General features: G+C 68.3%; 11 protein-coding genes. 6 read left to right on the top strand and 5 right to left on the bottom strand.

Annotated elements, in window-relative coordinates; translation table 11 throughout:
* On the bottom strand, window positions 1–1713 hold the full coding sequence (locus AC3DEZ_RS02935) for a sensor domain-containing diguanylate cyclase (RefSeq protein WP_488386866.1): 1713 nt from the start codon (window positions 1711–1713) through the stop codon (window positions 1–3).
* A gap of 262 nt (window positions 1714–1975) precedes the next feature.
* Between AC3DEZ_RS02935 and AC3DEZ_RS02930 the strand changes: the two genes are divergently transcribed.
* Both AC3DEZ_RS02930 and AC3DEZ_RS02925 read left to right on the top strand, forming a co-directional pair.
* Complete coding sequence (locus AC3DEZ_RS02930; RefSeq protein ID WP_488386865.1) at window positions 1976–2923, top strand: DegV family protein; 948 nt, start codon at window positions 1976–1978, stop codon at window positions 2921–2923.
* A 75-nt stretch (window positions 2924–2998) separates the two neighbouring features.
* The gene (locus AC3DEZ_RS02925; protein WP_488386864.1) at window positions 2999–3343 is read left to right on the top strand and encodes a hypothetical protein; all 345 of its coding nucleotides are present in this window, start codon (window positions 2999–3001) and stop codon (window positions 3341–3343) included.
* Window positions 3344–3369: 26 nt separating this feature from the next.
* On the opposite strand, the gene fghA is transcribed toward AC3DEZ_RS02925, so the two are convergent.
* The 4 genes from fghA to AC3DEZ_RS02905 form a co-directional block, all read right to left on the bottom strand.
* On the bottom strand, window positions 3370–4200 hold the full coding sequence (fghA, locus tag AC3DEZ_RS02920) for an S-formylglutathione hydrolase (RefSeq protein WP_488386863.1): 831 nt from the start codon (window positions 4198–4200) through the stop codon (window positions 3370–3372).
* Window positions 4201–4221: 21 nt separating this feature from the next.
* Window positions 4222–4764, bottom strand: coding sequence for a GrpB family protein (locus AC3DEZ_RS02915; RefSeq protein ID WP_488386862.1), 543 nt, complete (start codon window positions 4762–4764; stop codon window positions 4222–4224).
* A 20-nt stretch (window positions 4765–4784) separates the two neighbouring features.
* Window positions 4785–5894, bottom strand: coding sequence for an S-(hydroxymethyl)glutathione dehydrogenase/class III alcohol dehydrogenase (locus AC3DEZ_RS02910; RefSeq protein ID WP_488386861.1), 1110 nt, complete (start codon window positions 5892–5894; stop codon window positions 4785–4787).
* 78 nt (window positions 5895–5972) lie between these two features.
* Window positions 5973–6248, bottom strand: a complete 276-nt coding sequence (locus AC3DEZ_RS02905) for a metal/formaldehyde-sensitive transcriptional repressor (RefSeq protein ID WP_488386860.1) — start codon at window positions 6246–6248, stop codon at window positions 5973–5975.
* A gap of 172 nt (window positions 6249–6420) precedes the next feature.
* On the opposite strand from AC3DEZ_RS02905, the gene AC3DEZ_RS02900 reads away from it, so the two are divergent.
* The 4 genes from AC3DEZ_RS02900 (at window position 6421) to AC3DEZ_RS02885 (ending at window position 12908) form a co-directional block, all read left to right on the top strand.
* Window positions 6421–6831: a hypothetical protein gene (locus tag AC3DEZ_RS02900; protein WP_488386859.1), complete on the top strand. Its 411-nt coding sequence runs from the start codon at window positions 6421–6423 to the stop codon at window positions 6829–6831.
* 199 nt (window positions 6832–7030) lie between these two features.
* Window positions 7031–8236, top strand: coding sequence for a TolC family protein (locus tag AC3DEZ_RS02895; RefSeq protein ID WP_488386858.1), 1206 nt, complete (start codon window positions 7031–7033; stop codon window positions 8234–8236).
* Window positions 8233–9777, top strand: a complete 1545-nt coding sequence (locus AC3DEZ_RS02890) for an efflux RND transporter periplasmic adaptor subunit (RefSeq protein WP_488386857.1) — start codon at window positions 8233–8235, stop codon at window positions 9775–9777. Before AC3DEZ_RS02895 ends, AC3DEZ_RS02890 begins: the two co-directional genes overlap by 4 nt.
* Entirely contained in the window at window positions 9774–12908 is a 3135-nt protein-coding gene (locus AC3DEZ_RS02885; RefSeq protein ID WP_488386856.1) for an efflux RND transporter permease subunit, read from the top strand. Before AC3DEZ_RS02890 ends, AC3DEZ_RS02885 begins: the two co-directional genes overlap by 4 nt.
* The last annotated feature ends 66 nt before the right edge of the window (window positions 12909–12974 follow it).

The raw sequence follows: 12974 nt of genomic DNA, 5'->3' as shown, positions 1-12974 counted from the left end.
TCAGGTCTCGGTATCCGCGGCCCAGCGCGCTGCCACCGGCACCGCGTCGCGGGAACTGGTGCCGTCGGCGACCACCATCTGGTTGCCGCCGGCACGCTTGGCGCGGTACATCGCCTCGTCGGCGCGCTTGATCAGGCTGGCGACCGTGTCCTCCGCGGTGCATTCGGCCACGCCGATGCTGACGGTCAGCCCGACCTCGACCTCGTCCACCCGCGCACAACGGCGTTCGATCTTCACCCGCACCCGCTCGGCCAGGGCCGCGGCCGCCTGGCCATCCACGCCGGTCAGCACCAGCACGAATTCCTCGCCGCCCAGCCGGCCCAGCTGATCGCCGTACTGGAACTCCTCGCTGATCACCCGGGTCACCGCGCGCAGGCAGTGATCGCCGAAGGCATGCCCGTGGCGATCATTGATCTGCTTGAACACATCCAGATCGATGAACAGCAAGGACAGAGGAATGTGCTCGCGCCGGCGTTCCAGGATCGCCCAGTCCAGCCGGTACTCGATGCCGCCGCGGTTGAGCACGCCGGTCAGCGCGTCGCGCTCGGCGTGTTCCTTGGCGGTATCGCGCTCGCGGCGGAAGGTCAGCATGCGATCGGCCAGGCCCAGCGCCATCACCACCGAGGCGTAGCCGAGGACGAACGGATACCCGTAGTCCAGCCAGTCCTCGACCGGCATGCCCAGACTGATCTGCACCGCGCGCCAGGTGCCGAACACCATCAGCGGCACCCAGGCGGCCAGGAAGTAGGCGGCGTGGCGGCTGCCCCTGCGCCAGGCCATGACCAGGCTGAGCACGCTCAGCATATGGGTCACCAGGAACAGGCCATTGCCGATGTCGGGGAACCATTCCTTGCGCGCCGGCCAGGGCAGCAGCAGGAGCAGCAGGGCGACCGCGGGCAGGCGGATGCCCGACCAGCGCAGCCAGCGTGTCAGCCGCGGGGTCTGCTGCCGCAGATCCGCGTACTCGATCATCAGGGTGGTGGTCAGCATCGTCGCCAGGGTCGCGATGCACCAGATGCCCGGCGCACCGAAGTGCGATAGCACGCGCAGCCCGGGCAGGGCATAGGCTTCGCCATAGGAGCACAGCACGTACAGCATCTGCGCCAGCATGCTGCCGGCATAGAGCAGATAGACACGCTCGCGCAGCACCAGCCAGAACAGCAGCACGGTCAGCGAGACCCCCAGCGCCACGCCCATCGCCATCATCAACAGGCGGGTGTGGTGAAGATCGGACGCGGCATGTTCGGCACGCGATTCGACTTTCACGTGGAGCGGATAGCGCGCGTCCTCCACCTTCACGTAGATCGGGTCATCGCCGCGCAGGGGAAACACCAGCGCATGCCGCGAATAGCGCGGATCCAGATCCGGATCGAACAGGCGATGGCTCACCGGCGCGGCGCCAGGTCCGGTCAGCACCGTGACGCGCGCGCTGTAGGGGTGATAGACGACCAGCAAGGGGGATTCGATCCCGCCGCGCGGCTGCAGGCGCCATTCGCCGTTGCCCAGCACGTGCGGAGCCTCCAGGGCCCCCCCGGCATCATCGTTCGCGCGGGCTTCGAACCGACGTTCCGAAAACAGGCCGGCGGACTGGTCGGCCTGCTGCGCGGCCACGACGGGCAGGATTCGATCGACGCGCGCGATGCCGCTTTCCTGCGCCACCACCGGCTGCGTCAGCACCGTCCCCAGCAGAATCCACCACCACCCCAGTTTCATGCCGCTCCCTTCCTGCGGGCGGAAGTGTGGGGGCCGGGCTCCCCGCGCCACAAGGGGAAATACCGTTATTTTGTGATGATTATAACAATAATTGTTTGGAACGGGTCGCCCATGATAACCATACGTAATCACGTTTCTACCGTGACCAACCCCGCTATATCGTGATGCCCCGCACATTCCAGCTTCCGACAGGCGACGCCGCCGACGGCATGCGCTAGCGTGCGGTACATGACAAATGCGACCGCTGCCGGGAGGGGCAAAGATGCGCATTGGAATCGTCGTCGACTCCGCCTGTGATCTGCCACAGGACTTCCTGCGGGACAACAACATCATCCTGCTGCCCATCACCGTGCGCATCGGCGATGCGGTGCTGACCGATCACCGCGACGAGGAAGCGACACTCAGCTTCCTCCACGCGCACGTGGCCGCGCGTGGGCATGAAGCCGAGACCACGCCGTTTTCCGTCGCCCAGATCCGGGACCTGTTCCTGGGCAAGCTGGTGATGGACTACGACCACGTGTTCTGCCTGACCATCACCCGCACGCGCAGTCCGATCCACGACAACGCGATGCAGGCCAGCTTCGCTATCCTCAACGATTACAAACCGGTGCGGCAGGCGGCGGGATTCAATTCGCCGTTCGCGCTGCGGGTAATCGATACCCAGAATCTGTTCGCCGCCCAGGGCGTCACCGCGGTGGAGGCGGTGCGCATGCGCGCGGCCGGCGCCAGCGTGCAGCAGATCCGGGTACGTCTGGAGGAACTCGCCAACCATACCCACGGCTACATGATTCCGCGCGACCTCTATTATCTGCGCGCCCGCGCGCGGACCAAGGGCGATCGCAGCGTCGGCCTGCTGAGCGCCGCGCTGGGCAGCGCGCTGGACATCAAGCCGGTGCTGCACGGTCATGCCGGCAACACCGAGCCGGTCGCCAAGATCAAGGGATTCGAGAACGCGGTGGAACAGTTGTTCCGGTTTACCGGCCATCGGGTGATGGACGGCCTGATGACGCCCACCGTCTGCCTGGGCTACGGCGGCGAACTGGCGGAAATGCGCGCGCTGCCCGGCTACCAGCGCCTGCGCGACATCTGCGCCAACCACAACGTCGAGGTGTTCGAGAGCGTGATGAGCCTGACCGGCATGGTCAATGTCGGCAAGGGTGCGATGGTGGTGGGGTTCGCGTCCGAACCGCATGTGTTCAAGCCGGCTTAAGCCAGCGCGGCCGTCGTAACGGACAGCTAACGCCCGGGATCGCTAACCTTAGCCACCCAAGGACGAGAGGCTTGTATGGCCGTGCGTTATTACATCAGCCTGCCGGATCCCGACCGCGCCCGCGGCGGCGATCCCGCACTCAGTTTCACCGCCCATGGCGCCGACGAATTCGCGGCGCAATTGCAGGCCGCGCTGCAGGGCGACGGTCTGTTTCAACGCTGGCGAATGCAGCAGGACGATCCGGATGATGTCGATCCCGGGTTGGGATTGACGGATCCCGGCGCCCGCGTTTCCGGCCAGCAGGACGACCTGCGGATCGTGCTGGTGGCGACCACCTCGATTCCCGGCCAGGTCCTGAAGCACCGCCTGCGTCTGCTGTCCGGCAGCGCCTGGGAACTGCGCGACGTGTCGGCTGCCTGAGCCGGCGGGCGACACGGTGACGGCCGTCAGGCCCGCAACGCGGTGGCGTGATGGGCGATGTGTTCGCCGATGAAGCTGGCGATGAAGTAGTAGCTGTGGTCGTAGCCCGGCCGCAGTCGCAATTGCAACGGATGGCCGGCCCGCTCGCAAGCCTCGCGCAGCCACTGCGGTTTCAGCTGGCTGTCCAGGAACTCGTCCGCCTCGCCCTGATCGATCAGCAGCGGCAGGCGCTCGCCCGCGAGGGCGACCAGTTCGCTCGCGTCCCACGCCTTCCAGGCCGCGCGATCGGCGCCCAGATAGGCGGTGAAGGCCTTCTCGCCCCAGGGCACCCGCGCCGGCGCGACGATCGGCGAGAACGCCGACACGCTGCGATAACGGCCCGGATTCCTGAGCGCCACGATCAGGGCGCCATGCCCGCCCATCGAATGCCCGCTGATGGCGCGCGCGCCGGTCGCCGGGAAGTTGGCCTCGATCAGCGCGGGCAGTTCCTCGACGATGTAGTCATGCATGCGGTAGTGGGACGACCACGGTGACTGCGTCGCGTTGAGGTAGAAACCGGCGCCCTTGCCCAGGTCGTAGCCTTCCGTGTCGGCGACTTCGTCGCCACGCGGGCTGGTATCCGGCGCCACCAGGATCACGCCATGTTCGGCCGCGTAACGCTGCGCGCCGGCCTTGGTGATGAAGTTCTGCTCGGTGCAGGTCAGGCCGGACAGCCAGTACAGGACCGGCAGCCGTTGCATTTTCGCCTGCGGTGGCAGGTAGACCGCGAAGCGCATGTCGCAGTCCAGCACCGCGGAACGATGGGTCCAGACTTCCTGCTCACCGCCGAAGCAGGCGTGTTGTTCGATGCGTTGCATGTGTGATGTTTCCCAAAAAAATCAGGGTACGGCCCGCATGGCCGCGAGTTCCGCCAGTGCCTGCGTTTCCACCCGCCGGATCCAGTCCGACTTGCAGTCGCTGTAGGCATGCGAATCGTCGGGATGCAGGTGCTGGCAGCGCGCTTTCTCGCGGTCGTAGTCGGCCGCCACCTCCGGATGGCGGCGCAGGTGATCGCGGAAGACCAGGTGCCGGCTGATTTCGGACGATCCCTGCGCATAGGCATGCAATTGGAAACGCCGGCGCCCGGTCGGATCATCCCAGGTGCAGTAGCGGCGTCCGGGCAGCCCCAGTTCGCCCCACCAGGCATAGCCGAGGCGTTCCAGGACGGGACGCTGCCCATCCAGCGCTTCCAGATCCTCCACCACCGGCATGAGGTCGATGATCGGCTTGGCGTGAATGCCGGGAATCGCGGTCGAACCGACGTGATGGACGCCACGCAGCACCGGGCCCAGCGCCTGCGCCAGGCGCAGCGTCTCCGCCTCCGCCACGCCCGCCCATACCGGATCATGCGGCAACAATTCGACCGGAATGGGCGGTGGCATCGACAACTCCTGGTTCACGGTCAGAAATGGACCACCGAGCGGATCGACTTTCCTTCATGCATCAGGTCGAACGCGTCGTTGATGCCCTCCAGCGCCATGGTGTGGGTGACGAACGGCGCCAGCTCGATATCGCCCTTCATCGCGTCCTCGACCATGCCCGGCAACTGGCTGCGACCCTTCACGCCACCGAAGGCGGTGCCCATCCACTTGCGGCCGGTGACCAGTTGGAACGGGCGGGTGGAGATTTCCTGGCCGGCGCCGGCCACGCCGATGATCACCGACTGGCCCCAGCCGCGATGCGCGCATTCCAGCGCGGCGCGCATCACGTTGACGTTGCCGATGCACTCGAAGCTGTGATCGACGCCCCAGCCGGTCATCTCGACGATGACCTGCTGGATCGGCTTGTCGAAATCCTTCGGGTTGACGCAGTCGGTCGCGCCGAACTCGCGCGCCAGCTCGAACTTGGACGGGTTGGTGTCGATCGCGATGACTCGTCCGGCCTTGGCCTGGCGCGCTCCCTGGATCACCGCCAGGCCGATGCCGCCCAGGCCGAACACGGCCACCGAGTCGCCTTCCTGCACCTTGGCCGTGTTGTGCACGGCGCCTATCCCGGTGGTCACGCCGCAGCCGAGCAGGCAGACGTGCTCCGGGTTGGCCTCGGGGTTGATCTTCGCCAGCGAGACTTCGGCCACCACGGTGTACTCGCTGAAGGTCGAGCAGCCCATGTAGTGGTAGATCGGTTCGCCGTTGTAGCTGAAGCGGCTGGTGCCGTCGGGCATCACGCCCTTGCCCTGGGTGGCGCGCACCGATACGCACAGGTTGGTCTTGCCGCTCTTGCAGAACAGGCACTCGCCGCATTCGGCGGTGTACAGCGGAATCACGTGGTCGCCCGGCTTGACGCTGGTCACGCCCTCACCCACTTCCACCACGATGCCGGCGCCTTCATGGCCGAGCACCACCGGGAACAGGCCTTCCGGATCGTCGCCGGACAGGGTGAACGCATCGGTGTGGCAGACGCCGGTGTGGGTGATCTTGATCAGCACTTCGCCCTTCTTCGGCGGGGCAACATCGATTTCGACGATTTCCAGTGGCTTGCCGGGGGCGAAGGCGACAGCGGCACGGCTTTTCATGGGGATACTCCTGCGTGATTCCCGGGATGACGGTGGGGCGGCGCGGAAACGGCCGCGTCGGGGCCGCCGCGATGGCCGCTATTTCAGATAGGAACGCACCAGCCCGGCCATTTCGCGCACCCGGGCCTGGCGCTGCGCATCGGACTGGGCCGGCTGGCCGAATTCCTCGCGGATGTGGGCTTCCATCACTTCCGACATCAGCCCGTTGACCGCGCCACGGATGGCGGCGATCTGCTGCAGCACCGCGCCGCAGTCGACGCCGGCTTCCAGCGCGCGCTCCAGCCCCTCGGTCTGGCCGCGGATGCGCCGCACCCGGGTCAGTACCCGCTTCTTCTCGATCTCGGTATGGGGCATGGGCATCTCCCTATCCAATACTGGGGTATGGTATCCGAATCGCTCCGATGATTGAAGCGGTGAAACCCGATCAACCCTGGAGTTGGCTCCACCAAGGGCCAGCGCATCACCCACACCGGGAAACTTGATTTTGATCATCGACCGCGTGTTCCAGGCGACTAGACTCGCTGGCATGGTCTGGTCCCTGTCCCTGCCGCTCATCCGCCGCCTGCGCCGACCGCGCATGCGGGCGCGCGCCGCATGGCTGGGAATCTGCGCGCTGCTGCTGCAGCAACTGGCCCTGGTGGCCTACGCCTGCCCGCTGGAGGCACCCGCCGAATCCGCGCGGGTGATGACCGGCTGCGAAGGCATGACCACGCTCGACCCCGATGCGCCGACGCTGTGCCACCAGCACTGCCAGCGCGATCACGTGGCCGCGCCCGACATCAAGTCGCCCCAGGTGGCGCCTCTGGCGTTGCCGCCACCGCTGTTCGATCTGGGCGAAGCGCGGTTGCCCCCTGCCCCCGCGCAGCACTATCGCGACGTACCCGTCTGCCAATCCGATCCGCCGCCCGCGCAGCGCTTCTGCAGCCTGCAGATCTAGATCTCCGACACGACCTTCCCCGTCCGCGCGGCATGCGATGCCGCGTGCTCGTCGCCGTTTGTCCGGAGGTTCCATGTTTTCCCTTTCGTCACCGCGCTCCCGGCGCGGAGGCGGTCGCTCGCCGCGCCCGCTCCCCCTGCTTCCCACGCTCCTGGGTTGCCTGCTGTTGCCCACGGTTTTCCCGGCCGCATCCACTCCCGTGTCGTTGACCTTTCCGCAGGCACTTCGCCTGGCGGAACAGAATGCGCCGCTGCTGGAGGCGCGCCGGGCCCGCCTGGAAGCCGCACGCGAAGACGCCGGCCGCGCCGCCGCGCTGCCGGATCCCCGGTTGACCCTTGGATTGTCCAACTGGCCCATCAACGGGCCGGATGCCTTCGATCTGCGCGCCGATGAAATGACCACGCGGGAGATCGGCCTGATGCAGGAGTTTCCGGCGCGGGCCAAGCGCCGCGCGCGCCAGGCGCTGGCCGACGCCAGCCTGGAACAGGCCCGGGCCATGTCGCTCGTCGAACGCAATGCCGTGCGTCAGGCCGCGGCCACGGCCTGGATCGAGCTGTGGTCCGCGCAGCGGACGCGCGACGCGCTGATCGCGTTGCGCGATCCGACGGACGCGGCGGTGCGCACCGCCCGCGCGCGCCTGGCCGGTGGCTCGGGAACCGCGGCCGATGCATTGGCGGCGAAGTCCGCGGCGCTGCTGCTGGAAAACCGCATCGATGCCGCCGAGACCGCCGTGCAGGCGGCGCAGGCCGGCCTGTCGCGCTGGCTGCCGCCGCAGGACGCGCTTCCCGTCGCACAGGGCCAGGCGCCGGAACTGACGGAACTCTCCCCGGGAATGGCCGATCCCATGGCCGCGATCGAGCGCCATGCCGCGCTGCTGCCGTGGACGTCGCAGCAGGCCGTCGCCGAGGCGCAGTTGCAGACCGCGCTTGCCGGGAAACGCCCGGACTGGAGCCTGGGCGTGACCTATGGCCACCGTGATCGCGCGCCCGACGGCATGCCGCGCAGCGACATGCTGATGCTGGAAGTCTCGGTGGTCCTGCCGGTGTTCACCCGCAACCGGCAGGACCGCGATATCGCCGCGCGTCGCGCGGAACTCGATGCGGTGGCCGCCGAACACGAAGACGCGAGGCGTGCGCAACAGGAAAGCGTGCGTCGCGCGCTGGCGAGCTGGCAAGGCTTGCGTCGCCAGCTTCTGCGCCAGCGGCAGGACGTCCTGCCGCTGGCCGCCGATCGCGCGCGCGCCGCGCTGGCCGGGTATGCCGGCGGCGGCGATCTGCAGCCGTGGCTGGAAGCCCGGCGCGACGAGATCGAACAACACATCGAACTGGCCCGCCTGCAAGGCGAACTGGGCCGCGCCTGGGCCGCGCTGGCCCATCTGCTCCCGGATCCGGAGAACACCCCATGACCGCTTCCACCTCCCGCCTGCTCGGGATCGCCACTTCCGCCGCGCTGCTCGGCACCGGCCTGCTCGGCGGCTACCTGTGGGCGCGCCGCGCGCCGGACCCGGCGCCCACCGCGCCCACCGCGCAATCCGCCAGCGAACGCGATGTCCTGTACTGGTACGACCCGATGGTGCCGGAACAACGCTTCGACAAACCCGGCCAGTCGCCTTTCATGGACATGCCGCTGGTGCCGCGCTACGCCGACGAAGCCGCCAGCGGCGTGCGCATCGACGCGGCTCAGCAGCAGAGCGTCGGCATCCGCACCGAGGAAGTCCGCGTCGGCCAACTGGACGCCGGACTGCGCGTGCCGGGCACGCTGGGCTGGGACCTCCGGCTCGAATCGGTGGTCAGCGCACGCACCGAAGGCCAGGTGACGCGGGTGCTGGCCAAAGCGCCGTTCACGCCCGTGCATCGCGGCCAGGCACTGGCCATCTTGATCGCACCCGGCTGGAACAGCGCACTGGCTGAAGCCCGCGCACTGGCCGAAGCCGACTCGCCGGCCGCGCGCGAACTCCAGTCCGCCGCACGCCAGCGCCTGCGCAATCTCGGTGTTCCCGCGGGCGCCGGGACGGCTGGCGCGACGCTGGCCGCGCCGCATGACGGCGTGGTCAGCGAAGTGCTGGTGCGGGAAGGCCAGACCGTGCTGCCGGGCACGCCGCTGTTCCGCATCAACGGACTCGACACGCTCTGGCTCGAAGCCTCCATTCCGCAGGCCAGCGTCGGCTCGCTGCGTCCGGGCACGCCCGTCGAGGCACGCGTCGACGCATTGCCGGAACAGCGCTTCACCGGCGAAGTGGAAGCCCTGCTGCCGCAGGTGGATGCGACCACCCGGACCCGGCGCGCCCGCATCGTGTTGCACAACCCGGAAGGACAACTGGTCCCGGGCATGTTCGCCGAAGTGCTGCTGCAACCCGCATCCGGAACCGCGTGGCCGCTGGTGCCGGTCGAGGCGCTGATCGCGACCGGTCGCGACAGCCGGGTGATCGTGCAGACCGCCGAAGGCCGCTTCGAACCGGTCGCGGTGCGGACCGGCCGCAGCGGTCAGGGCCGGGTGCAGATTCTCGAAGGCCTGCGCGGCGGGGAACGGATCGTGGTGTCCGGTCAGTTCCTGATCGATTCGGAAGCCAGCCTGTCCGGCGCGCTGCAGCGGCTGGGCGCGGATGGCGCCCCGGCCTCGTCGTCCCCGCCCGCGACGGACGGGGACGCCGGCGCTGCGGATGCGCACGCCGGACACGCCACGCATGCGGTCCATGAGGCTCCCGCGCAGCCGCGACCCGCACGGCGTGCGAACCCGCCGCAGGCATCAGCACCGACGAAGACCACGCCCGCCGCGCGCGCCTGCCCAGTGCAGTACTGGTACGACCCGATGGTGCCGGAGAAGCACTTCGACCAACCCGGCAAGTCGCCTTTCATGGACATGCAGTTGGTGCCTAGATTCGCCGCCGGCGCCGCCCTCGGCTGCACCGCCCGCGACGTCATGCCCGCGACGGAGGAACAGCCATGATCGCGCGTCTCATCCGCGCCTGCATCGCCAACCGCGGACTGGTCCTGCTGGCCGCCACGCTGCTGGCGGTGGCCGGCGTGTGGTCGGTACGCCACACGCCGCTGGATGCATTGCCCGACCTATCCGATACCCAGGTGATCATTCGTACCCAGTGGCCGGGCCAGACACCGCGGATCGTCGAGGATCAGGTCACTTATCCGCTCGCCACCACCATGCTGTCGGTGCCGGGCGTGAAGGCGGTGCGTGGGTTCTCGTTCTTCGGCGATTCCTTCGTCTACCTGCTGTTCGACGACAACACCGATCCGTACTGGGCGCGCTCGCGGGTGCTGGAGTACCTGAGCCAGATCCGGGATCGCCTGCCGGCCGACGTCAGTCCGGCGCTCGGGCCGGACGCGACCGGCCTGGGCTGGATCTACCAGTACGCGCTGGTCGATCGCAGCGGCCGCCATGACATCGGCCAGCTGCGCGCGTTGCAGGACTGGTTCCTGCGCTATGAGCTCAAGACCGTGCCCGACGTGGCGGAAGTCGCCAGCATCGGCGGCGCGGTGCGGGCTTGGCAGATCATTTCGGATCCGCAGGCGCTGGCCGCGCGCGGCATCACCGTCGCCCAGCTGATTGATGCGGTGGATGCGGCCAACGGCGCCACCGGCGGTTCGGTCATCGAACAGGGCGAGGCCGACCTGATGGTGCGCAGCGAAGGCTATCTGCGCAGCCGCGACGCCTTCGAGCAGGTGCCTGTCGCCAGCACCGATGGCATCCCGGTGACGCTGGGTGACATCGCCACGATCACCCGTGGCCCCACCTTCCGTCGTGGCATCGCCGAGCTGGATGGCGAGGGCGAGGTGGCCGGCGGCGTCATCATCCTGCGCAGCGGCAAGGATGCCCTGGGGGCGATCGAGAACGTGAAGGCGCGCCTGGCCCAGCTGCAGGCCAGCCTGCCGAAGGGCGTGGAGGTCGTCCCCGTCTACGATCGCTCCGAACTGATCCATCACGCGGTCGACAACCTCACCCGCAAGCTGGGCGAGGAATTCCTGGTGGTGGCACTGGTCTGCGTGCTGTTCCTGTGGCATCTGCGCTCCGCGCTGGTCGCGGTGATCACGCTGCCACTGGGCGTGCTGGCCGCCTTCATCGTGATGCACTGGCAGGGCATCACCGCCAACCTGCTGTCGCTGGGCGGCATCGCGATCGCGATTGGCGCCATGGTCGATGCCGCCGTGGTGATGATCGAAAACGCGCACAAGCATCTGGAACGCTGGCGGGAGGCGCACGGACGCGAACCGGCGGGCGAGGAGCGCTGGCGGCTGATGGCCGAATCCACTTCCGAAGTCGGGCCTGCGCTGTTCGCCAGCCTGCTGGTCATCACCCTCTCGTTCGTGCCGGTGTTCGCGCTGCAGGCGCAGGAGGGGCGCCTGTTCGCGCCGCTGGCCTACACCAAGACCTATGCGATGGCCGCCGCCGCCGGACTGTCGGTGACCCTGATTCCGGTGCTGATGGGCTACCTCATCCGCGGCCGGATCCGGCCGGAGCACGACAATCCGCTCAATCGCCTGTTGATCGCCGGCTATCGCCCGTTGCTGGACCGGGTGCTGCGCCATCCGCGCCTGACCCTGGTCCTGGGCGGCGCCCTGCTGGCGTTGACCGTGGTGCCATACGCGCGCATCGGCAGCGAGTTCATGCCGCCGCTGGACGAAGGCAGCCTGCTGTACATGCCGACCGCGCTGCCCGGACTGTCCGCCGACAAGGCGCGCCAGCTGCTGCAGATTTCCGATCGCATGATCAAGACGGTGCCGGAGGTCGCGCATGTGTTCGGCAAGGCGGGGCGCGCCGAGACCGCCACCGATCCGGCGCCGATCGAGATGTTCGAGACCACGGTGACGTTCAAGCCGCGCGATCAGTGGCGACCGGGGATGACACCGGAACGCCTGCGTCAGGAGCTGGACGCCGCCGTGCGCGTGCCCGGGCTGACCAATCTGTGGGTGCCGCCCATCCGCAACCGCATCGACATGCTCGCCACCGGCATCAAGAGCCCGATCGGCATCAAGGTGACCGGCCCGGATCTGGGGGAGATCGAACGCCTCGGCGCACGCATCGAACAGATCGCGCGCCAGGTACCGGGTGTGGGATCCGCGCTGGCCGAGCGGGTGACCGGTGGCCGCTACGTCGACGTGCGGATCCGGCCGCAGGCCGCCGCGCGCTACGGACTCACCCAGGCCCAGGTCCAGCAGGTGATCGCCACCGTGGTCGGCGGCGAGCCCATCGGCGAAACCATCGAGGGACGCGAACGCTACCCGATCGTGGTGCGCTATCCACATGAGCAGCGCGACTCGCTGGAAGCCTTGCGGCGGCTGCCGCTGCTCGCCGCCGGCGGCATCCAGCTCAGCCTCGGGCAGGTTGCCGAGATCTCGATCAATCCCGGTCCGCCCATGCTCCGCAGCGACAACGGCCGCCTGGCCGGCTACGTGTACGTCGACGTGGCCGGACGCGATCTGGGTTCGGTGGTCACCGATCTGCAGACGGCGGTGAAGGAACAGGTCACGCTGCCGCCGGGCTACGGCATCACCTGGTCCGGGCAGTACGAATACCTGCAACGCGCGGTGACCCGGCTGCAATGGGTGGTGCCGGCGGCACTGGCGATCATCTGCCTGCTGCTCTGGCTGGTGTTCCGTCGCCTGGGCGAGGTCGCGATCATCCTGCTCAGCCTGCCACTGGCCCTGGTCGGCGGCCTGTGGCTGATCTGGGCGCTGGGCCACGCGGTCTCGGTCGCCACCATGATCGGCTTCATCGCGCTGGGCGGCGTGGCCGCCGAGTTCGGCGTGATCATGCTGCTGTACCTGCGCCAGGCCTGGGAGCAGCGGCTGGCCGCGGGTGAACCGCCCAATCTCGCCACCCTCGAAGCGGCCATTCGCGAAGGCGCGGTGCAGCGCGTGCGTCCCAAGGCGATGACGGTGGCGGTGATCCTGGCTGGGTTGTTCCCGCTGTTCGTCGGTGGCGGCGCCGGATCCGAAGTCATGCAGCGGATCGCCGCGCCGATGCTGGGCGGCATGATCACCGCACCGTTGCTGTCGATGCTGATCATCCCGGCGGCGTACCGGCTGCTGCGCGGACGCGCGCTTCCCATCCGCGAAACGTAAGCGGTTTCCAAAAAATGCCGCGGAAGTCGACTTCCGCGGCATTCCAACAGAGAGATGAAAAAAAGG

The sequence above is a fragment of the Pseudoxanthomonas sp. 134C1 genome (assembly GCF_057773065.1).
Note: the sequence above shows the minus strand (reverse complement) of the source record. Positions and strands in the feature narration are given on the sequence as shown.

What these genes read in the sequence shown, in the direction of transcription:
- AC3DEZ_RS02910 (WP_488386861.1), bottom strand. Translation starts at nt 5,894, where the DNA reads ATGAAAAGCCGTGCCGCTGTCGCCTTCGCCCCCGGCAAGCCACTGGAA.
- AC3DEZ_RS02885 (WP_488386856.1), top strand. Translation starts at nt 9,774, where the DNA reads ATGATCGCGCGTCTCATCCGCGCCTGCATCGCCAACCGCGGACTGGTC.
- AC3DEZ_RS02925 (WP_488386864.1), top strand. Translation starts at nt 2,999, where the DNA reads ATGGCCGTGCGTTATTACATCAGCCTGCCGGATCCCGACCGCGCCCGC.
- AC3DEZ_RS02890 (WP_488386857.1), top strand. Translation starts at nt 8,233, where the DNA reads ATGACCGCTTCCACCTCCCGCCTGCTCGGGATCGCCACTTCCGCCGCG.
- AC3DEZ_RS02905 (WP_488386860.1), bottom strand. Translation starts at nt 6,248, where the DNA reads ATGCCCCATACCGAGATCGAGAAGAAGCGGGTACTGACCCGGGTGCGG.
- AC3DEZ_RS02930 (WP_488386865.1), top strand. Translation starts at nt 1,976, where the DNA reads ATGCGCATTGGAATCGTCGTCGACTCCGCCTGTGATCTGCCACAGGAC.
- AC3DEZ_RS02935 (WP_488386866.1), bottom strand. Translation starts at nt 1,713, where the DNA reads ATGAAACTGGGGTGGTGGTGGATTCTGCTGGGGACGGTGCTGACGCAG.
- AC3DEZ_RS02915 (WP_488386862.1), bottom strand. Translation starts at nt 4,764, where the DNA reads ATGCCACCGCCCATTCCGGTCGAATTGTTGCCGCATGATCCGGTATGG.
- fghA (WP_488386863.1), bottom strand. Translation starts at nt 4,200, where the DNA reads ATGCAACGCATCGAACAACACGCCTGCTTCGGCGGTGAGCAGGAAGTC.
- AC3DEZ_RS02900 (WP_488386859.1), top strand. Translation starts at nt 6,421, where the DNA reads ATGGTCTGGTCCCTGTCCCTGCCGCTCATCCGCCGCCTGCGCCGACCG.